21 protein-coding genes are annotated in these 17,361 nt (G+C 62.5%); 10 read left to right on the forward strand and 11 right to left on the reverse strand.

Features of this window, described 5'->3' with window-relative positions:
• Positions 1-23 precede the first annotated feature (23 nt).
• A complete protein-coding gene (locus tag ACVWWD_RS09670) occupies positions 24-1,067 on the forward strand; it encodes a 2-dehydropantoate 2-reductase (protein ID WP_457103042.1) in 1,044 nt (347 codons plus the stop codon).
• Here the strand turns inward: ACVWWD_RS09670 and ACVWWD_RS09675 are convergent.
• From ACVWWD_RS09675 to dapD, 4 genes are all read right to left on the reverse strand, one after another.
• The gene (locus ACVWWD_RS09675) at positions 967-1,743 is read right to left on the reverse strand and encodes a hypothetical protein (RefSeq protein WP_352549874.1); all 777 of its coding nucleotides are present in this window, start codon (positions 1,741-1,743) and stop codon (positions 967-969) included. The two genes, ACVWWD_RS09670 and ACVWWD_RS09675, sit on opposite strands and share 101 nt — an antisense overlap.
• A gap of 73 nt (positions 1,744-1,816) precedes the next feature.
• Complete coding sequence (locus tag ACVWWD_RS09680) at positions 1,817-2,200, reverse strand: DUF805 domain-containing protein (RefSeq protein WP_023793124.1); 384 nt, start codon at positions 2,198-2,200, stop codon at positions 1,817-1,819.
• Positions 2,193-2,555 (reverse strand): DUF805 domain-containing protein, encoded by a 363-nt coding sequence (locus ACVWWD_RS09685; protein ID WP_023772282.1) that lies wholly within the window; start codon positions 2,553-2,555, stop codon positions 2,193-2,195. Before ACVWWD_RS09685 ends, ACVWWD_RS09680 begins: the two co-directional genes overlap by 8 nt.
• Positions 2,556-2,626: 71 nt before the next feature.
• Complete coding sequence (dapD, locus tag ACVWWD_RS09690) at positions 2,627-3,481, reverse strand: 2,3,4,5-tetrahydropyridine-2,6-dicarboxylate N-succinyltransferase (RefSeq protein WP_023772283.1); 855 nt, start codon at positions 3,479-3,481, stop codon at positions 2,627-2,629.
• Between the two features lie 223 nt (positions 3,482-3,704).
• Between dapD and ACVWWD_RS09695 the strand changes: the two genes are divergently transcribed.
• On the forward strand, positions 3,705-4,553 hold the full coding sequence (locus tag ACVWWD_RS09695; protein WP_023793123.1) for an LOG family protein: 849 nt from the start codon (positions 3,705-3,707) through the stop codon (positions 4,551-4,553).
• 36 nt (positions 4,554-4,589) lie between these two features.
• Here the strand turns inward: ACVWWD_RS09695 and ACVWWD_RS09700 are convergent, their stop codons facing one another.
• Positions 4,590-5,294 (reverse strand): pyrimidine 5'-nucleotidase, encoded by a 705-nt coding sequence (locus tag ACVWWD_RS09700; protein ID WP_015314425.1) that lies wholly within the window; start codon positions 5,292-5,294, stop codon positions 4,590-4,592.
• 163 nt (positions 5,295-5,457) lie between these two features.
• Here ACVWWD_RS09700 and ACVWWD_RS09705 point away from each other — a divergent pair, with 163 nt between their 5' ends.
• The 3 genes from ACVWWD_RS09705 (at position 5,458) to ACVWWD_RS09715 (ending at position 8,025) form a co-directional block, all read left to right on the forward strand.
• Positions 5,458-6,219, forward strand: a complete 762-nt coding sequence (locus ACVWWD_RS09705) for a GGDEF domain-containing protein (RefSeq protein WP_023772285.1) — start codon at positions 5,458-5,460, stop codon at positions 6,217-6,219.
• Between the two features lie 169 nt (positions 6,220-6,388).
• Complete coding sequence (locus tag ACVWWD_RS09710; RefSeq protein ID WP_023781811.1) at positions 6,389-6,589, forward strand: hypothetical protein; 201 nt, start codon at positions 6,389-6,391, stop codon at positions 6,587-6,589.
• Entirely contained in the window at positions 6,586-8,025 is a 1,440-nt protein-coding gene (locus tag ACVWWD_RS09715) for a GMC oxidoreductase (RefSeq protein ID WP_457103043.1), read from the forward strand. The genes ACVWWD_RS09710 and ACVWWD_RS09715 overlap by 4 nt, the downstream gene beginning before the upstream one ends.
• 77 nt (positions 8,026-8,102) lie before the next feature.
• Here the strand turns inward: ACVWWD_RS09715 and ACVWWD_RS09720 are convergent, their stop codons facing one another.
• Entirely contained in the window at positions 8,103-8,270 is a 168-nt protein-coding gene (locus ACVWWD_RS09720) for a hypothetical protein (protein WP_023772288.1), read from the reverse strand.
• 94 nt (positions 8,271-8,364) lie between these two features.
• Here ACVWWD_RS09720 and ACVWWD_RS09725 point away from each other — a divergent pair, with 94 nt between their 5' ends.
• Positions 8,365-8,862 (forward strand): MarR family winged helix-turn-helix transcriptional regulator, encoded by a 498-nt coding sequence (locus ACVWWD_RS09725; RefSeq protein ID WP_352549872.1) that lies wholly within the window; start codon positions 8,365-8,367, stop codon positions 8,860-8,862.
• A 52-nt stretch (positions 8,863-8,914) separates the two neighbouring features.
• Here the strand turns inward: ACVWWD_RS09725 and ACVWWD_RS09730 are convergent, their stop codons facing one another.
• Entirely contained in the window at positions 8,915-9,547 is a 633-nt protein-coding gene (locus tag ACVWWD_RS09730; protein WP_023793121.1) for a TetR/AcrR family transcriptional regulator, read from the reverse strand.
• A 103-nt stretch (positions 9,548-9,650) separates the two neighbouring features.
• On the opposite strand from ACVWWD_RS09730, the gene ACVWWD_RS09735 reads away from it, so the two are divergent.
• Complete coding sequence (locus ACVWWD_RS09735; RefSeq protein WP_352549871.1) at positions 9,651-10,055, forward strand: VOC family protein; 405 nt, start codon at positions 9,651-9,653, stop codon at positions 10,053-10,055.
• A gap of 147 nt (positions 10,056-10,202) precedes the next feature.
• Here ACVWWD_RS09735 and ACVWWD_RS09740 read toward each other — a convergent pair whose 3' ends face one another.
• The 3 genes from ACVWWD_RS09740 to ACVWWD_RS09750 all read right to left on the reverse strand — a co-directional run bounded on the left by ACVWWD_RS09740 (position 10,203) and on the right by ACVWWD_RS09750 (position 13,384).
• Positions 10,203-11,177, reverse strand: coding sequence for an amino acid ABC transporter permease (locus ACVWWD_RS09740; protein ID WP_023772292.1), 975 nt, complete (start codon positions 11,175-11,177; stop codon positions 10,203-10,205).
• Positions 11,174-12,478 carry an NAD(P)/FAD-dependent oxidoreductase gene (locus ACVWWD_RS09745; protein WP_023772293.1) on the reverse strand — a complete coding sequence of 435 codons (1,305 nt, stop codon included), beginning with the start codon at positions 12,476-12,478 and terminating at the stop codon, positions 11,174-11,176. The genes ACVWWD_RS09740 and ACVWWD_RS09745 overlap by 4 nt, the downstream gene beginning before the upstream one ends.
• Before the next feature lie 78 nt (positions 12,479-12,556).
• The gene (locus ACVWWD_RS09750; RefSeq protein ID WP_023772294.1) at positions 12,557-13,384 is read right to left on the reverse strand and encodes a transporter substrate-binding domain-containing protein; all 828 of its coding nucleotides are present in this window, start codon (positions 13,382-13,384) and stop codon (positions 12,557-12,559) included.
• A 199-nt stretch (positions 13,385-13,583) separates the two neighbouring features.
• Between ACVWWD_RS09750 and ACVWWD_RS09755 the strand changes: the two genes are divergently transcribed.
• Positions 13,584-14,189 carry an Lrp/AsnC family transcriptional regulator gene (locus ACVWWD_RS09755; RefSeq protein WP_352550107.1) on the forward strand — a complete coding sequence of 202 codons (606 nt, stop codon included), beginning with the start codon at positions 13,584-13,586 and terminating at the stop codon, positions 14,187-14,189.
• 68 nt (positions 14,190-14,257) lie between these two features.
• Here the strand turns inward: ACVWWD_RS09755 and phhA are convergent, their stop codons facing one another.
• On the reverse strand, positions 14,258-15,094 hold the full coding sequence (gene phhA, locus ACVWWD_RS09760; RefSeq protein ID WP_457103044.1) for a phenylalanine 4-monooxygenase: 837 nt from the start codon (positions 15,092-15,094) through the stop codon (positions 14,258-14,260).
• A gap of 137 nt (positions 15,095-15,231) precedes the next feature.
• Between phhA and ACVWWD_RS09765 the strand changes: the two genes are divergently transcribed.
• Together ACVWWD_RS09765 and bchE are read left to right on the forward strand one after the other, a co-directional pair.
• On the forward strand, positions 15,232-15,708 hold the full coding sequence (locus ACVWWD_RS09765; protein ID WP_023772297.1) for an Lrp/AsnC family transcriptional regulator: 477 nt from the start codon (positions 15,232-15,234) through the stop codon (positions 15,706-15,708).
• Between the two features lie 108 nt (positions 15,709-15,816).
• Complete coding sequence (gene bchE / locus ACVWWD_RS09770; RefSeq protein ID WP_352550106.1) at positions 15,817-17,346, forward strand: magnesium-protoporphyrin IX monomethyl ester anaerobic oxidative cyclase; 1,530 nt, start codon at positions 15,817-15,819, stop codon at positions 17,344-17,346.
• Positions 17,347-17,361: the final 15 nt, after the last annotated feature.

Here is a 17,361-nt window from a genome sequence, read left to right on the forward strand (position 1 = left end):
TTCTGGCTGACGCGGAGAAAGAGATGGCAAACGGCGAAAAGAGGATCGTCATTGCCGGCGCCGGCAGCATTGGCTGTTATGTCGGCGGCTGCCTGGCGCTCGCCGGGCGGCAGGTTGTCTTGTTTGCCAGGCCGCGCATCGAGGCATCGCTGTGGCAGGGCGGATTGCGCGTCAGCGACCTCGAGGGTCGCGATCGCCTGATCAAGCCGGCAGAGCTTGCCGTCACCACCGATCCGGCCGCGGCCTTGCCAGGGGCCGATGTGATCCTGGTCACCGTCAAGAGTGGCGCGACGTTGGAAATGGCGGCACTCATCAAGGCCCATGCCCGTCCCGATGCCGTGGTGGTGAGCCTTCAGAACGGCGTCGACAACGCCGACAGGCTCCGCGCGGCACTTTGCCCGCGAACGGTGCTGGCTGGCATGGTGCCGTTCAATGTCGTGCAATCAGCCGATGGAGAGCTGCCGCTGCGCGTCCACCGCGCCAGCGACGGCAAGGTGATGGTTGAAGACGGCGATGCCCGCCTTGCGCACCTTCTCGACGCTGAAGGCCTGGCTGTCGAAACGCATGGTGCTATGAAGGCCGTGCTGTGGGGCAAGCTTCTGATGAACCTGAACAATGCGCTGGTGGCGCTGTCAGGCCTGCCGCTGGCAACCGAACTTGCTGACCGGCGCTGGCGGCTGATCCTGGCCAGCCAGATCGACGAGGCCTTGCTGGCGATGAAGGCCTCCGGCATCGAGCCGGCCCGGATCGCCCGCCTGCGCCCGACGCTGCTGCCGAAGGTGCTCAGGTTGCCCGACTGGCTGTTCAAGCTCCTGGCTCGGCGCATGCTGGCGATCGATCCCGAGGCGCGCTCGTCGATGTGGGACGATCTGCAGCGTGGCCGGTCGACAGAAATCGACGACTTGCAGGGCGCCGTTTTGCGGCTCGCTGAAAAAGCCGGTACGCCGGCGCCGACGGTCCAGCTTATCAAGGCGCTGGTGCGCGCGGCGGAAGCCGAGCGGCTTGGCTCGCCGGACCTGGTGCCGGAGAAGGTTGTGGCGCCGCCGGCCGGCCGTCGATCAACGTGATCTTCTGCCAGATCTTGCGCGACAGGTTGGACGCCAGGTTCTCGATGTCGTTGACGCCGTCTATGACGACAGCGTCATTGACGGATTGGGCGAACAGCGCCGCGATCTTGCCGGTGATCGACAGCATTTCGGAGCAATAGTCGAGATAGCGCGCGAGATCCGCTGCATTGGTGAGACGGGCCGGCGAATGCGCCGTCGGCTTGAAGCTGGCCGACAGCGCCGCCGGATCCTTGGTCAACTGGTGCATGTCGATGACGTGGATCAGTGATCTGAGGCCATGCAACTGGCGAAACACCTGCTTGCGCTTGATGCGCTCCTCGGTGCGGATCAGGGCGAGGAAGCCGAGCACGGCGAGGATGATCATGTTGATCGTGGCTTCGATGCCTTGCACCGACTGCACCGCGTCGTCGGCTTGCGAGATGTGAATGAGCGGCAGGATGGTGCCGACGAACAGGAAGATCAGCGCGCCCGCGATGACGGCGGCGACGATGATGCCACGCAGCCACCAGATCGGCGCTTCCAGGGTCTTCGCGGCCTTGGCCAGATCGCGAGACAGCGACACAAGTTCGGCGGCGACGCCGCGCAATCCGGCCTCCGGGAAACGGTCGGCCACACGCTCTTCCAGCCGTTCGGCGGTTTCGATGATCAGTTTCGGATCAAGCGTGCGGTAGCGCATGGCGAGGTATCCGATCGGCCCCCTAGAGCATGATGCCGAAAAGTTTGAAGCGGCTTTCCGACGACGTCATGCTCTATTTCTTTGATTCTGCCGGCTCGTTGGTGCGCTGGCCATAGCGGTTGGGTCCAGGCTGCCCTGGAAACAGGCACAACACAAGGAAGGCGACGATCGAGACGACCGGCACGAACAGGATCAGCGCGGCAATGCCCGGCCTGTCGAGGTCGTGCAGCCGCTTCACCGCCAGCGCAATGTTCGACCACAGCGAGGCGATGAAGGCGATGAAGAAGATGAACGACCACATGTTGCTCTCGGCCGAACCCTCCGGCACCAGCGTGAAGCGGTATAGCGGGAATGCCTGGATGATGGCGACGAGCAACCCGCCGAGAAAATAGGCCGCGCGGCTGACGCGGCCCGAGGTCTTGAAGAAAAGCCAGTTGAGATCCGATCTTTCAGGCAAGCGGGTCCGATCCATATTGATTGGCACCCCTGGTGCCTTCGAGAATGCCGAGTTCGACCAGCAGCCAGATGCCGCCGATGACGGGTACGAGGCCGATCAGCGTCCACCAGCCCGACTTGTTGCGGTCGTGCCAGCGTTTGGCATAGAGGGCAATCGCGAAATAGATCGATGCCAGCGCGAAGAGGATGCCTATGATGCCGATCTGGGCACCGCTGGCCGTGGTGAAACGCGTGCCGAGGATCGCATCGAGAATGAAAGCAATAACGCCGATAACGATGAATACGCCGATGCCAGCCCAGAACTTACCCCGGTTGATGCGGCCATCAAAGCTTGTGAGCAGATATTTCCAGTCCATGTCACCCCTCCAGTTGAACCAGCGCGACCGATTGTCGCGCCGGCGGAAGGTGCGCCTGCCCGGCGGAAAGATCAATCGCGCAGCAATTCGTTGATAGACGTTTTGGACCGGGTCTTGGCGTCGACTCGCTTGACGATGACGGCGCAGTAGAGACCTGGGCCCGGCTCGTTGTTTGGAAATGCTTTGCCCGGCAGCGAGCCGGCGACGACCACGGAATTCGGCGGCACCTCCCCATAGAAGATCTCGCCGGTGGCGCGGTCGACGATCTTGGTCGACTGGCCGATGAAGACGCCCATGCCGAGCACCGAGCCTTCGCGCACGATGCAGCCCTCGACCACTTCGGACCGCGCCCCGATGAAGCAATTGTCCTCGATGATGGTGGGGCCGGCCTGCATCGGCTCCAGCACGCCGCCGATGCCGACGCCGCCCGAAAGGTGGACGTTCTTGCCGATCTGGGCGCAGGAGCCGACCGAGGCCCAGGTATCGACCATGGTGCCGCTATCGACATAGGCGCCGACATTGACGAAGGACGGCATCAAAACCGCGCCCGGCGCAACATAGGCCGAACGGCGCACGATCGACGACGGCACGGCGCGGAAGCCCGCCTTCTCGAAATCGACGGCGCCCCAGCCGTCGAACTTGGACGCCACCTTGTCCCACCACACGGCCTCGCCGGGGCCGCCCTTGATGATCTCCATCGGATTGAGCCGGAAGGAGAGCAGCACCGCCTTCTTCAGCCACTGATTGACATGCCACTTGCCGTCGGCCTGCCGCTCGGCGACGCGGGCGGTGCCGCGGTCGAGCAGGTCGAGTGCCGACTGGATGGCGTCGCGCACCTCGCCGCGGGTCGCGGTCGAAATGGCGTCGCGTTCCTCGAAGGCCCTGTCGATGGTCCTTTCGAGGCTCGCCAGATCGGGCTTCGACATGAATTTGCTCCATTACCAAGCTGTTAAGGGGTGCGCCTTAACCTATTTAAAAGTCGCGCGGACCCCCCGGCAGGCTTTGCCTGCCTGAGTCTTTGCACTAGCAGGTTCTTGTCGCAAAACCGCCAGACACTTTTGCGGAACCTGCTTATGTTAAGGCTCAATGGGGGTCAATCGCGACTGCGTCACGGGACGACGCAAGTGAAGGAATGGACGGGTGGATTCGATGACTCCCATGGAAAAGGCGGGATGGACGCCGTTGCCGCATTCGGATGAGGATCTGGAGCGGTCGAAAAGCGTGCCGGACACGCCGCAAACTCGGGCCGAGACCTACCGCCTGGCTTGGAACGATCCCGACTTCATGACCCGGCGCGAGCTGCGCGCCGTCAGGCTGCAACTGGAACTGCTGAAGCCGGAAATGATCCTCGCCGAGCGCGGCATTCGTTCGACCGTGATCCTGTTCGGCGGCGCGCGCCTGCCGGAGCCCGGCGGCGAGGCCTGGGCGGCCAAGAACGAGACGCAGAAGAAGAACCTCGAGGAGAACAGCAAATATTATGAGGAGGCGCGCAAATTCGCCCGCCTGTGTTCGCAGCAGTCGGCCACGTCATATTATCGCGAATACGTGGTGGTAACCGGTGGCGGTCCGGGCGTCATGGAAGCGGGAAACCGCGGCGCCGATGATGTCGGCGCGCCGTCGATCGGACTCAACATCGTGCTGCCGCACGAGCAGGCGCCGAACCCCTATGTCACACCGGAGCTCTGTTTCAACTTCCACTATTTCGCCATCCGCAAGATGCACTTCGTCATGCGCGCCAAGGCCGTGGCGGTGTTTCCCGGCGGCTTCGGCACCATGGACGAGTTCTTCGAGACGCTGACGTTGATCCAGACCGGACGCATGGAGCGCGTGCCGGTGATCCTGTTCGGCAAGTCCTTCTGGAAACGTGCGATCAACCTCGACTTCCTCGCCGAGCAGGGCACGATCAGCCCCGGCGACCAGGACATCATCGATTTCGTCGACACAGCCGACGAAGCCTGGGGCATCATCAGCAGGTTCTACAAGCTAGGGAGTGAGTGAGTAGGGGATGGTGAGTAGTAGGTAGCGAAAGATGTTCTACTCACTACTCACTATTCCTGTCAAAAACTCCGCGAGATCGTCGGTGACGTAGTCGACGTCGTCTTCCTGCGCCGGGTCGCGTTCCCAGATTTCCGAGAAGGTCGGCTCGAAATTGCGCGGCACCACGAGAACCGTGGTCATGCCCAGGGACTTCGGCACGGCCAGGTTGCGGGCGAGGTCCTCGAACATCACCGCATTGTGGCCGGTGACGGCGTGCAGTTCGGCGAACTTCTCGTACGTCTGGCGCGCCGGCTTGGGATTGAGGCCGGCAGCGACGATATCGAAAATATCGTCGAAATGGTCGAGGATGCCAAGTTGGCGCGCCGTGCGTTCGGCATGCCTGCGGTCGCCATTGGTGAAGATGAACTTACGGCCGGGAAGCTGGCGGATGGCGGTGCCGAGAACGGGATCGGGCACCAGCCACGAATAGTCGATGTCATGGACCTTCTCCAGAAAGTCGTCGGGATCGATGCCGTGGCGCGTCATCAGCCCGTTCAGCGTCGTGCCGTATTCGCGATAGAGCTCCTTCTGCAGCTTGCGCGCCTCCTCGCGCGGCAGCGCCAGCAATTCCCCGACATAGGCGGTCATCTTGACGTCGATCTGCGAGAACAGATTCGAATGATGCGGGTAGAGCGTGTTGTCGAGGTCGAACACCCAGTCGGTGACATGGGCGAAGCGGGCGGGATCCGGAAGCGTGGTCATGTGCTCCTTATGGCATGAAACAGGGCTTCTGAAAGGGACTTTATCCACAACTTCTGCGCGTCGAGAGTGGCGGAAATGGCCTGACGATTCAAATTTTAGCCATCCCCGAAAGGTCGCCTTCAGGGCTTGCTGGCACAGAGACAAGTCCTGTGTGGAGCCCGCGATGAACAGCATTATTCTCAAATCCGCCGCCGTCGCTTTCGCCTCCGTCGCTGCTTCGCTCCTGCTGACATTGATCATCGTCCCAGCCATGGGATTCCCGATAACGCGCACGATCTGGCTGACGTCGACAGTTTGTCCGCTGGTCCTTGCCTGGACGGCATGCGCCGGCACGTTCTGGCAGAGCGACAGGTTGAAAAATGCCCATCGCGAATTGGCCCGTGCCCACGCCCAACTCGCCGCGGCGCACCGCCGCCTGGCGGAAAAGGCGAGCCGCGACGACATGACCGGCATGCTCAACCGGGAAAGCTTCTTTGCCGCACTTGACGGTTCCCGGCGCAAGTCCGACCGTGGCGCGCTGCTGATCATAGACGCCGATCATTTCAAGAAGATCAATGACAGTTTTGGTCACCTGACCGGGGACGAGGCGCTGCTGTTGATCGCCAGCGCCATCGAGCGCGGCGTGCGCAGCGGCGATGTGCTCGGCCGGATCGGCGGCGAGGAGTTCGGCGCGTTTCTGACCGGAGCCACGGAACAGGAGGCCAAGCGAGTTGCCGAACGGATCCGTCGCGAGGTCGAGCTGATCCGCTTCCGGCCTGTCGATGAGCGAACCATTCCTTTGACCGTCAGCATCGGCGGCACCGTCTGTGGCGAGGACGTCACCGTATCGGACCTGATGCGCGCCGCCGACCGGCGCCTCTACCAGGCCAAACATGCGGGCCGCAACCTGACGATCCTCGATACGGACATTTCAGCGGCCGCGTGAGCCGACCGGCACAACCGGCCTGTTAAGGAATTGCTAACGCTGTTTGCATTCGGTTGTGCCGCTTCACTGCCTTGAGGCCGGCCTTGGCACGATACTGGCCTCTGTGAAGATGCGTGTGCCGTTCAAGGAATGTCATGCGCATCGAAGCCCCCTATCCGAGAGACCTGCCATGAGTTTCTTCCTCAAGAAAATGCCGCGCCGCATGATCGTGCAGGCGCTGATCGCCCTGCCTGCCCTGTCCCTGTTCCGCAAGCTGCCCGAGGCCGACGCGGCCTATGGCGGTCCATTGCGGGTCGAACCATCACGGGCCGACCCGAATGAGATCGTCGAGATCAATGGCTGGATCCTGAAGCGGAGTGACCTGGCATGATCTTCGACAGCTACGAGGCGTATCGCGCCGCTAATTTCGCGCCAAAGGTCTGTATCCTTGGTTCCGGCCCCGCCGGCACCACGATCGCCAGGAAACTTGGCGCGGCCGGCATCCCGGTCGTGGTGCTGGAAGCCGGTTCGCGGGAATTCAGCGACGAGTCGCAGGATTTCTACCGCGGCACCACGGTCGGCGATTTCTACTTCAATCTCGATATCACGCGGTTGCGGTTCATGGGCGGCAGCTCCAACCATTGGGCCGGCTGGTGCCGTGTACTCGACAAGCTGGATTTCGAGCCGAAGGCCTGGGCGCAGGATACGGGCTGGCCGATCCGCCTTACCGACATCGAGCCCTATCTGCCGGAAGTGCGCGATATTCTCGACCTTCCCGAATTCCGGCTGGATGTGCCAATCTCGGACGACATACGCTGGGTGCAGCTGATCAAGAGCCCGGCGGTGCGCTTTGCCGAAAAATACGCCGACGAACTGGATAAGAGCCAGAACATCGCGGTCGTGCTCAACACCTATGCCACCGAGCTCGCCGGCGACGGCAAGCGCGTGACCGGCGCCAGATTATGGTCCAACGGCCAGGATGCCGGCGCCTTCAGCGCGGACTATTTCATCGCCTGCACCGGCGGGCTGGAGAATTCGCGGCTGCTTCTGTGGTCGAACCAGCGGTCCAACGGCGGCGTCGTGCCCAATGCGGCGGCGCTTGGCCGCTACTGGATGGAACATCCGACCTTCGAGGGCGGCAATGCCATCCTGGCCAACTATGGCGAGTTCGAGGTCGATGCCGTCAACGAGGCCTTCTTCTCACCGACACTCGCCGCGATGGAGCGGCTGCGGATCATGAATTTCGGCATCCGGCTGATCGAAACGCCCTATCCGGGGGTCAAGAGCCTGATCGCCGATCTCGCCTGCACGGCGCCCAACATGGCCGAGTGGATGTCCTCTAAGCTCAGCCAGAATCTGCGCTGCGCGGCCCAGCTTTACGTCGCTTGGGAGCAAGCGCCATTGGCGTCCAACCATATTGAGCTGTCAAAGACCGATGTCGACCACGCCGGCGTGCCGCGCATCGAGTTGCACTGGAAGAAATCGGACCTGGAGCGCCGTACCGTTCTCGAAGGGCTCAGGCTGTTCGGCACGACGCTGATCGAGAAGAATCTCGGCCGCGTGCGCATCGCCGACTGGATCAGCAATGGTGGCGATTATCCGACGAATGACGAGACGGCGGGCCACCATCACATGGGCGGCGCGCGCATGGGCACCGATGTCACCAGGAGCGTGGTCGACGCCAACTGCAAGGTGCACGGAATGGACAACCTCTATGTCGGCGGCTCCGCGGTGTTCTGCACATCCGGTCAAGCCAACCCGACGACGACGATCACCGCGCTGGCCTGCCGGCTGGGCGAACATCTGAGCAAGGTGGTCGCCGTCTGAGTGGCCTGGGTAAAACTTGACCGCGACGTTGAAGCCTCCCCCGGCGCCGATGACGGCGCCGGATGAGTTCGGCATGCTCAAAAACCGTAGATGGCGATGCGCACCAGCACTGCCGCGGCGGCCAGCGCCACGAGCAGGATCCCGAGGCCGATGGGCGAACCCCATCCATACCATTCCATCGCCAGCTTGGCGTATTTGAACTCATCCTCGTGCGAGAGAGGGGGACGTTGTTGAATCACGCTCATTTTTCACTCCTTGCCGGCGGCCGGCCCTTGCCTTGTCCAGGCTGCGGCCGCATATTGCTGTAACGGTCTAAATGTTAGACAAATTGATAGTTAGATGATCGAAATAAATTCGTCAAGCAAGAATCGCAACGAAATCACGGCCGCGATCGGCCTTGCCGTCATGCAATGGCAGGACGCGACACAGGCCTATGACGAGGCGGTCGGGGCAAGACTCGGCCTCAACATGGCCGAGCGCCACTGTATCGGACTGCTCCATGGCGGCCCGCAATCGGCGGGCGCGGTCGCCACCGCGACCGGGCTGACGCCGGCCGCGGTGACGGCGCTGATCGACCGGCTGGAGGCGCGCGGCCTGCTGACGCGCACGCGCAGTCTCGAGGACAGGCGCAAGGTGGTGATCGAAGCGACCGAGGCGACGCGGGAGCTGTCGGCGCGCTATTACGGCGCCATCGCCAAGGAGGGCGAAAAAGTGATCGCCACCTTCAGCGACGCCGAGCTCGCGACCATCTCGCGCTTCGTCAACGCCGCGCTCGACCTGCAGCGCGCCCAGCTCGAGCGGCTGAAGGCCGAAGGGCCGGACGCCCGCGGGCTATAGGCGGGTGCCATGTGTTCGCGGCTTTCCTGCACACGTCGGCAGGGGAATGGAACTATTTCGGCTGAACCCCATAGGTGACAAGAAACGCCTCCACCGAGGCATCCGCATGCCGTTCAAGTTCGGCCTTGGAACGCCCGTTGCTTCCCGTGAACATAGCTTCATTCATGGGAATCCAGAGAAGCATTCCAAACAGATGGCTGGCTGCCAGATGGGGGTCACTGGTTCGCATCAGGCCTCGATTGGTGAGCTTTTCAAAGCAGGACGCCGTCGAGGCAAGCATGCGCTCAAAACCGTTGTCGTACCAGCTGCGACCAAGCTGCGGCATCCGATCCGCGTTGGCGATGATCAGGCGCCGCAGCTTCAACAGCTCCTCATCCATCAGCATCGTTATCAAACGCCGAGCAAGCTGCTGCAGGCCACCCTGCATGAATTTCGCCTCGGAAAGCAGTGTCGTCACGGATTCGATGACGTCGTTGACTTGGGTAGCGGTTGATAGAACGACTTCGGCGAAAAGTGTCTCCTTGTCCTTGAAATGCTTGTAGACGGTCTGCTTGGAAGCTCCCGCCCTGGTGGCGATTTCCTCCATGCTGGTGCCATCATAGCCCTTGCCGATGAACGCCGCCGTGGCCGCCTGGATGATTTCACGATCCTTGCGGGCCGACCTAGTCTCACCGTCGATCTCCATGGGCCTCCCTTGACCAGTACTAGACGGTACCGTTCCCGCATGATAGTCACCGTCATAGTACTAGACTGGCTAGTACCCGTCAACGAAAGCAGGGCTTGAATCGATGAGCAAAATGATCTTCCTCAATCTGCCGGTGCGCGATCTTCAGGCAGCGACCAACTTCTATCTCGCGATCGGAGGCACACTGAACCCGCAGTTCTCGAACGACCAGGCCAGCTCGATCATGTTCTCGGACTCCATCGGTGTCATGCTGCTGACGCACGAGCATTACGGTCAGTTCACAGCGCGGCGGATCGGCGACCCCAAACGTGAGAGCCAGATGCTGATCGCCCTCACCACGGACAGCAAGGACGACGTCAATGCATTGATCGAGAAGGGCGTGGCGGCAGGCGGCCGCGCTGATCCCAATCCGGCCCAGGATCTCGGTTTCATGTTCAACCGCCACATCGAAGATCCAGACGGCAACGTCTGGGAATTCCTGTGGATGAACCCCGCCGCCATGCAATAACCTGTCGGGATCAAAGCGTCTAAAGCGCGTCGCCCTGACAGGGATTCATGCGACGCGCTTTAGGTCCTTGAACCGCACTCTCACTTTACGCAATTCCGGATGCAAAACCGCTCCACACTTTCCGGAAATTGTCCCGGAGACGGCCAATCACGCCTGCCGTTCCGATCGGCCGAAGCGCCGTTCGAGATAGGCCTGGCCGAATTCCAGTGCGATCGACAGGATCCAGTAGATCATCGACGCGGTGATCAGCATCTCGATGTGGCGGAACTCCGTCTGGCCCATGGTGCGGGCGAGATACATGATCTCCCAGACGCCGACGACCGACACCAGCGAGGAATCCTTCAGCATGGCGATGAACTGGTTGCCGGTCGGCGGGATGATGACGCGCATGGCCTGTGGCAGGATGACCAGCGCCATGGTCTGGCCGGGGCTCAGGCCGAGCGCCGTGGCGCCTTCGCTTTGGCCGCGCGGGATGCTTTCGATGCCGGCGCGGAAGATCTCGGTCATGTAGGCGCCATAACACAGCGACAGGGCCACGATGCCGGCCGGCACCGCGCCGATCACATAGCCGACCTGCGGCAGGCCGAGATAGATGATGTAGATCTGCATCAGCAACGGCAGGCCGCGAAACAGCGACGTGTAGAAGGTGGCCAGCCCGTAAACGATGCCGTTGCCGGTCAGTTTGGCGATGGCCCCGACAAGCGCGATGGTCGTTGCGATCAGAATCGAGATCGCCGAAATGTAAAGCGTCGTGGTGACGCCCTGGGTGATCAGGAAGCCGACCTTCCTGGCAATGAAGGCAAAGGAGAGGTCGAAGGAATAGAAGAACAGCATCAGCAGCGCGAACAGCTCGATCCAGACGCCGGCGATCTGCTGGCGTCGGGGCAGCAGCAGCAGCAGCTTGCAATTCACCAGAACCAGGAGCGCGATCAACACGGCCGAGAGGGCGCGCGACAAGGCTGGATTGGCCTGCAACCAGTCGGATGCAAGCGGCATCACCGAGCCGATCCAGCTCGACTTGATGCCCATGGCGTAGAGGGCCGCGGCCAGCAGCGCGGGAAAAAGCGCGGCCGCCGCGTGGCGGGCGAGGCCTGGATGGGAGAGCATCAGCCTGCCGATCATGCCGTCACCTTGTCCTTGGTGGTGGCGCGGCGTTCCCGCCACCAGTCCTGCGTCTGCAATTTCCAGTAGGTGAGCTGCGCGGCAGCCAGGCCACCGGCGCCGCCGGCCCAGCTCAGTCCGAATGGCGCGAACTGCCGATACCGGTCCGAAGCGCCCAGAATGCCCTCGGCGACTACTTTTCCGGCAATCGCCGTGGTGTTGAGGCCATGGCCACCGAAAGCGGTGCAGTACCAGACGCCTGATTGCATCTCCCCGATCTGGGGCATCAGATGCCGGGCATAGGACATTAGACCAGACCAGGCCAATTCGGTCTTGAGGCCGGCAAGCTGCGGGTAGGTGCCGACCATTTCACGGCGCAATTCGCGCGCCAGCGCGTCGGCGGAAGCGGCACGCGTGGTGATGCGCCCGCCCCACAAAAGGCGATTGCCACTCTCGACCAGACGATAATAGTCGCCGGCCCGCCTGTTGTCGCCGACGGCATCCGTGGTGGCGATGGCTTGCGCGATGAGGCGGGGAGCCACCTCGGAAACCATCACATAGGTCGCGATGGGCAGAAAGGCGCGGTAGAGCTGGCCGAACACCGGGCCGGTATAGCCGCCGGTCGCGAGCACGATCTGGGGCGCCCGAAGCGTGCCCTGCCTCGTGCGCAGCATCTTTTGCGGTCCCGACAGGTCGCATTGGACGACCTCCGAACTCTCATGGATATTGCCGCCCAGCCGCTCGATCTCGTCGGCCAGGCAACGCAGATAGTTGAGCGGATGGATGTGAAAGGCGTTCGGGTCGCGCAGGCCTTGGTGGTAGCGAGCTGATTTCAGCACCGCGCGCACGTCTTCGCCGCGCAGATATTGAAGCTCGTAACCGTGGTCGCGGGCCATCTGGTCGGCATAGGCCTTCAGCGCATCGCCGCCGTCATAGCGCAAGACGCTGAGCAGGCCGGCACGCGGCTGGGCGGCCGATATTCCGAGCGCCTCGATAGTGTCGCGCACGAATTCCATGCCTTCGATCGACAGCCGGTGCAGGTCGCGCGCTGCCTCTCCGCCGACACGTGCGGCGATAGTGTCGCCGCCGGTGGCGAAGCCGGGTGTGACGAAGCCGCCATTGCGTCCCGAAGCGCCGAAACCGACGACCTGGGCTTCCAGCACGACGACGTGCAGTCCGGCGCGCGCCAGCTGCAGCGCTGTCGTCAGTCCGGCCAATCCGGCGCCGACGACGGCCACGTCACATCGCGCCTCGCCTTTGAGCGGGGGCCGCGTCTTCGGGTCGGTCAGGGTGCGGGCGTAATAGGTGTCCGGATAGGCCATCGACGACTTTGCGGTGAGGGGCATTCATGAGGTGGGGTGACGCCCGCCGGCTGCCGAGGGGGCAGCCGGCGGCAAGACTTATTTGGCGCTGTAGTCCTTGCCGTACCACTTCGTGGTCAGCGCGGCGAGCGTGCCGTCCGTCTTCATTTCGGTGATGATGCCCCCGACTTTCGCGGTCCACTCGGGATCCTTCTTCTCGGCGATGACGACGAGCGGCTCGCGGAAGGCGTACTCGCCTTCCAGGATCTTCACGGGATAGCCGTTCTTGATGGCGTTCTGCGCCGTCTGTTCCGGCGCGATCACGGCATTCAGGCGCACGCCGTCGCCAAGCCGCAGGTCATCGAAGGGAAGCATGGAATCCGCGTACGTGCGGATCTCGCCCGGCTCGAGCTTGTATTCGATGGGAGCCAGGCCAGGCGCGTCGATTTCGAGCTTGCGGCGGATGAAATCCTCAGAGGTGGTGGCTGTCTCGACGCCGATGATCTTGCCGTTGAGATCGGCGACCGACTTCGCGCCGCTGTCCTTGTGCAGGACGTAGACGTAGGGGCTGTAATAATAGATGCCGACAAAGTCGATCACCTTGGAGCGGGCCTTTGTCGGCGTGACCGATCCGACGCCAAGGTCGTAGCGTCCCTGCCAGCGCCCGCCGGTCAACGTCGCCCAGTCGGGCGTTTCGAACGAGACGTCGACACCAAGCCGCTTGCCGATCTCGCGCGAGACATCGATGTCGAAACCGGCGAGTTCGTTGCTGTCGTTGAGAAAGCTCTGTGGCGGCCAGGCCGCGTTGGTGGCGATGACCATCGCCTTTTTCGACGTGACGCGGTCCAGGGTTTCACCGGCGATGGCTGCCGTCGTGATGGCGAATGTCGCGGCGGCAAGAACGGCGAAATTGAGCAGCTTTTTCATAGTTATCCCTCCCTTGTGGTTGAACTGATAGGTTGAGTGGCCGACGTCGAACCTCAGCGCTTCAGTGACGGGTTCAACCGAATCGGTTTCGGACGTTGCCCATCACAGCCAAAGCTGATTCCCCCTGATGGACCGGCGTTTGTGACCCCAGACAGTCAGGTCGCAAAAAGAAGGGTTCCACCCGGCGAAATGCGGGATAATGGCGATCGCGCAGTCATTGCGTCCCTTGAGACGACAAAGTGCCGGATATGTTGGCCTTGTTCCGTTCGCCGCTGCCAGTATTGCGGATTGTCGCGAGGGCTGTTCAGCCGATAGGATCGCGGTGGTTAGTAAGGGGATCGAGCGAGAGGTTTTGTTTGTGGAATTGACCGAGAAGGATCGTCAGTTGCTCGCGCTGATGCAGAAGAACGCGCGTGAGCCGGTCGCGTCACTGGCGCGACAGCTCGGCGTGTCGCGGACAGCGCTGCAGGAGCGGATCCAGAAGCTGGAGGCCGGCGGCATCATCGAAGGCTATACCGTGCGGCTGGCCAAGACGGTGGCCCAGAACGCCGTCCACTGTTTCACCCTCGCCGCCCTGAACAACAAGAGCTATCCGGACGTCTCCAGAAGGATCAAGGCGATGCCCTCCATCCAGGCGGTCTATGCCATAACCGGTGAATGGGATCTGATCATCCACCTTGCCGCCGAGACGCTCGAGAAGCTGAACCGGGAGGTGAATGCCCTGAATGAAATCAGCGGCGTCGTCAAAACCGCTTCCCACGTGGTGATGGAGACGAAGTTCAACCGGACCATCTACGCATTGTAGGACATGGCGATGCCCCGGCGGCGAAGGAGAACTCGGCCAGCCGGGACGTTGTGCCCATGCCGCTGAAACTACACCTTCGCAGGGTCGAGCGCCGGCTGGCCCTTGCGGCGCGCGACGATCACTTCGAAATCCGCCGTCTGGAAGGCATCGCGCAAGGCGTCGAAGGACGGCAGCACGAAATAGGCGCGCTGGAACTTGTCGATCTCGTAGCCGGTGCGCATCACCGTTTCCAGGTCGAACGGCACATGGTGGGCGTCGTTGCTCTGGACGGCGAACTGCAACTCGGTGAACGACGACATCAGGCCGGCGCCAAACGCCTTCAGCGGCTGGCCGTTCTCCTGAATCAGGCCATATTCGGCCGTGTACCAGTAGAGCCGGGTGATCATCTCGTCGCCGCCCAGCGCAATGATGTCGCCGGCCTTCTTGCCATACATCTGCATGAAATCGGCAAACACCGGTTGCGACAGGACCGGTACATGGCCGAAGAAGTCATGGAACATGTCCGGCTCGACGATATAGTCGAGTTCCTGCGTGGTCCGCAGCCAGTTAGTGACCGGGAAGCAGCGGTTGGCGAGGTGGTCGAAGAAAGGTGCCGCAGGAATGAGGCCCGGCACGGCGACGATTTCCCAACCGGTCAGCTTACGCAGCTTGGTGCTGACGTCCTCGAAATCGGGGATGCGGTCGAGAAGGCCGAGCTTCTCGACGCCGTCGAGATAGGAGTGATGGGCGAGCTTTTGCGTCAGCTTGGTCTGGCGGTCGCACAGCGTGCGCCACACCGCCTGCTCCTCGGTCGAATAGTCATAAGCCTGCCCCACGGTGAAATCCGCGCGGCACACTGAATAGTCGCCGCGCAATCCTTGCGCCGCGCAGTCGCGGGCGTATTCGGCAACGCTCATCGTCGTCATGGGTTTTCTCCTCGCACAGCATCAATGCTTGACTGCAGCAAGGCTAACCCGATCTGTCGAGGCAAATTGGCTTTGATGATGGCTCCCTCGCCATATTCGAGATAACTTCACTCGTAATTCGCATAGGAGGAGTGAAATTGCCTCAATTCGACGATTTTGAGATCAAGATGCTGGATGTCCTGCAACGCAACGGCCGCAAACCCGTTTCCGAGCTGGCGCAGGAGGTCGGCCTCTCCACCACGCCCTGCGCGCGGCGCTTCGATGCCCTGCAGGAAGCCGGCATCATCAAGGGCTTTGCCGCGGTGATCAGCCGCCGCGCCGTCGGCCTGATGGTCGAGGTATTCATCCAGGTGCGGCTCGTCAGTCACAGCGACGGCTCGCCTGAGAGCTTCATTGCAGCCGTTCAGCGCATGGATGAGGTGTCGTCGTGCTGGACGATGACCGGCGACCACGACTTTTTGCTGCATGTCATGGTGCCCTCGGTCGACGAGCTCAACGCCTTCGTCATGCATCGGCTGATGCGGCTCGACGGCGTGCGCGACGTCCACACGCAGCTGGTGCTGCAGAACATCAAGGGACCCGGGCACGTGCCGCTCGCGCATCTCAGGCGGTGATGCGCATCCGCGTTTCTGCGGAAAAGCTGCCCGCAAACTGCTGAACCCGGCCCCTTCGGCGACCAGCTCTGGAACCAGCATGCACGGACCATCCCTCCCGAGGTCCGCATGAAAATCGTCCTGATCAATCCGCCACACACCGCCATCGGCAGCCGCGTGCCCGACGATCACTTGCCGCCGCTTGGCCTGCTGGCGATCGGCGGCCCGCTGCTCGACGCCGGTCATCAAGTGCGGCTCGTCGATGCCGAGTTCGGGCCGATGCCGCTCGCCTCGGTTGTCTCGGAAGCCCTGAAGGACTGTCCCGACTTCGTTCTGATCGGCCATTCCGGCTCGACCTCGGCACATCCGACCGCCTTGTTGATCGCCGGGATGATCAAGGCGCGCGCGCCGGCGACGATCATCCTCTATGGCGGCGTCTTTCCCACCTATCACTGGCGCGACATCTTGGCGTCAACCGACGCCTTCGACTTCATCGTGCGCGGCGAGGGCGAGGCGACCGTGGTGGCGCTGGTCGAGGCGCTGGAGATGCGCCAGCCGCCGGCAAGCGTGGCCGGCATCGCCTGTCGCGACGATCTTAACCGTCCCTTCGCCACGCAAGCGGCGACGACCATCGCCGACCTCGACGCCTACCGCGTCGGCTGGGAGCTGATCGACCACCGCAGATACAGCTACTGGGGAGGCAAGCGTGCGGTGGTCATGCAGTTTTCGCGCGGCTGTCCGCATCTGTGCAATTATTGCGGCCAGCGCGGCTTCTGGACCCGCTGGCGGCATCGCGACCCAGTCAAGTTCGCCAAGGAGATCGCCTGGCTGCACCGCGAGCATGACGTCGAACTGATCAACCTGGCGGATGAAAATCCGACGGTTTCTAAAAAGGCCTGGCGCGCCTTTCTCGAAGCCTTGATTGCCGAGAACGTGCCGGTGCTGATCGTCGGCTCGACTCGCGCCGACGACATCGTGCGCGATGCCGACATGCTACACCTCTACCGCCGGGCCGGTGTCATCCGCTGGCTGCTCGGCATGGAAAACACCGACGAGCAGACGCTGCAATTGATCCGCAAGGGCGGCAGTACCTCGTCCGATCGTGAAGCGATACGGCTGCTGCGGACGCACGGCATCCTGTCCATGGCGACCTGGGTGGCCGGCTTCGAGGATGAGGGACTTCGCGATCTGTGGCGCGGCTTTCGCCAGCTCCTCGCCTACGACCCCGACCAGATCCAGGCGCTCTATGTGACGCCGCATCGCTGGACGCCGTTTTTCAGGATCGCGCGGGAGCGCAAGGTCATCCAGAGGGATGCTCGCCTGTGGGATTACAAGCACCAGGTGCTGCACATGACCCGGCTGAAGCCGTGGATGCTGTTCTTCTCGGTCAAGCTGATTGAGCTCGCCGTGCAGTCGAGGCCGAAGGCGCTGGCGCGCATCCTGTTCCACCCCGATCCCGAGCAGCGGCATTCGATGCGCTGGTATACGCGGATGGGCCGCCGCGTCTGGTTCCGGGAGGTCTGGGGTTTTCTGGTGACCGACCGCCGGGTGAAAGGCGGCCCGACGCTCGCCGAATTCTGGGGCGCACCGCAGGACACCGAGGAGGAATCGATGGCTTTCGGGCGGCCGGTTACAAAGCCGGCCTTCCCGCGGCCGTAAATCGCGGCCTGCCAG

The organism is Mesorhizobium sp. URHB0026 (assembly GCF_054059755.1).

What these genes read in the sequence shown, in the direction of transcription:
- ACVWWD_RS09670 (WP_457103042.1), top strand. Translation starts at nt 24, where the DNA reads ATGGCAAACGGCGAAAAGAGGATCGTCATTGCCGGCGCCGGCAGCATT.
- ACVWWD_RS09675 (WP_352549874.1), bottom strand. Translation starts at nt 1,743, where the DNA reads ATGCGCTACCGCACGCTTGATCCGAAACTGATCATCGAAACCGCCGAA.
- ACVWWD_RS09685 (WP_023772282.1), bottom strand. Translation starts at nt 2,555, where the DNA reads ATGGACTGGAAATATCTGCTCACAAGCTTTGATGGCCGCATCAACCGG.
- dapD (WP_023772283.1), bottom strand. Translation starts at nt 3,481, where the DNA reads ATGTCGAAGCCCGATCTGGCGAGCCTCGAAAGGACCATCGACAGGGCC.
- ACVWWD_RS09695 (WP_023793123.1), top strand. Translation starts at nt 3,705, where the DNA reads ATGACTCCCATGGAAAAGGCGGGATGGACGCCGTTGCCGCATTCGGAT.
- ACVWWD_RS09700 (WP_015314425.1), bottom strand. Translation starts at nt 5,294, where the DNA reads ATGACCACGCTTCCGGATCCCGCCCGCTTCGCCCATGTCACCGACTGG.
- ACVWWD_RS09705 (WP_023772285.1), top strand. Translation starts at nt 5,458, where the DNA reads ATGAACAGCATTATTCTCAAATCCGCCGCCGTCGCTTTCGCCTCCGTC.
- ACVWWD_RS09710 (WP_023781811.1), top strand. Translation starts at nt 6,389, where the DNA reads ATGAGTTTCTTCCTCAAGAAAATGCCGCGCCGCATGATCGTGCAGGCG.
- ACVWWD_RS09715 (WP_457103043.1), top strand. Translation starts at nt 6,586, where the DNA reads ATGATCTTCGACAGCTACGAGGCGTATCGCGCCGCTAATTTCGCGCCA.
- ACVWWD_RS09720 (WP_023772288.1), bottom strand. Translation starts at nt 8,270, where the DNA reads ATGAGCGTGATTCAACAACGTCCCCCTCTCTCGCACGAGGATGAGTTC.
- ACVWWD_RS09725 (WP_352549872.1), top strand. Translation starts at nt 8,365, where the DNA reads ATGATCGAAATAAATTCGTCAAGCAAGAATCGCAACGAAATCACGGCC.
- ACVWWD_RS09730 (WP_023793121.1), bottom strand. Translation starts at nt 9,547, where the DNA reads ATGGAGATCGACGGTGAGACTAGGTCGGCCCGCAAGGATCGTGAAATC.
- ACVWWD_RS09735 (WP_352549871.1), top strand. Translation starts at nt 9,651, where the DNA reads ATGAGCAAAATGATCTTCCTCAATCTGCCGGTGCGCGATCTTCAGGCA.
- ACVWWD_RS09740 (WP_023772292.1), bottom strand. Translation starts at nt 11,177, where the DNA reads ATGATCGGCAGGCTGATGCTCTCCCATCCAGGCCTCGCCCGCCACGCG.
- ACVWWD_RS09745 (WP_023772293.1), bottom strand. Translation starts at nt 12,478, where the DNA reads ATGGCCTATCCGGACACCTATTACGCCCGCACCCTGACCGACCCGAAG.
- ACVWWD_RS09750 (WP_023772294.1), bottom strand. Translation starts at nt 13,384, where the DNA reads ATGAAAAAGCTGCTCAATTTCGCCGTTCTTGCCGCCGCGACATTCGCC.
- ACVWWD_RS09755 (WP_352550107.1), top strand. Translation starts at nt 13,584, where the DNA reads ATGGCGATCGCGCAGTCATTGCGTCCCTTGAGACGACAAAGTGCCGGA.
- phhA (WP_457103044.1), bottom strand. Translation starts at nt 15,094, where the DNA reads ATGACGACGATGAGCGTTGCCGAATACGCCCGCGACTGCGCGGCGCAA.
- bchE (WP_352550106.1), top strand. Translation starts at nt 15,817, where the DNA reads ATGAAAATCGTCCTGATCAATCCGCCACACACCGCCATCGGCAGCCGC.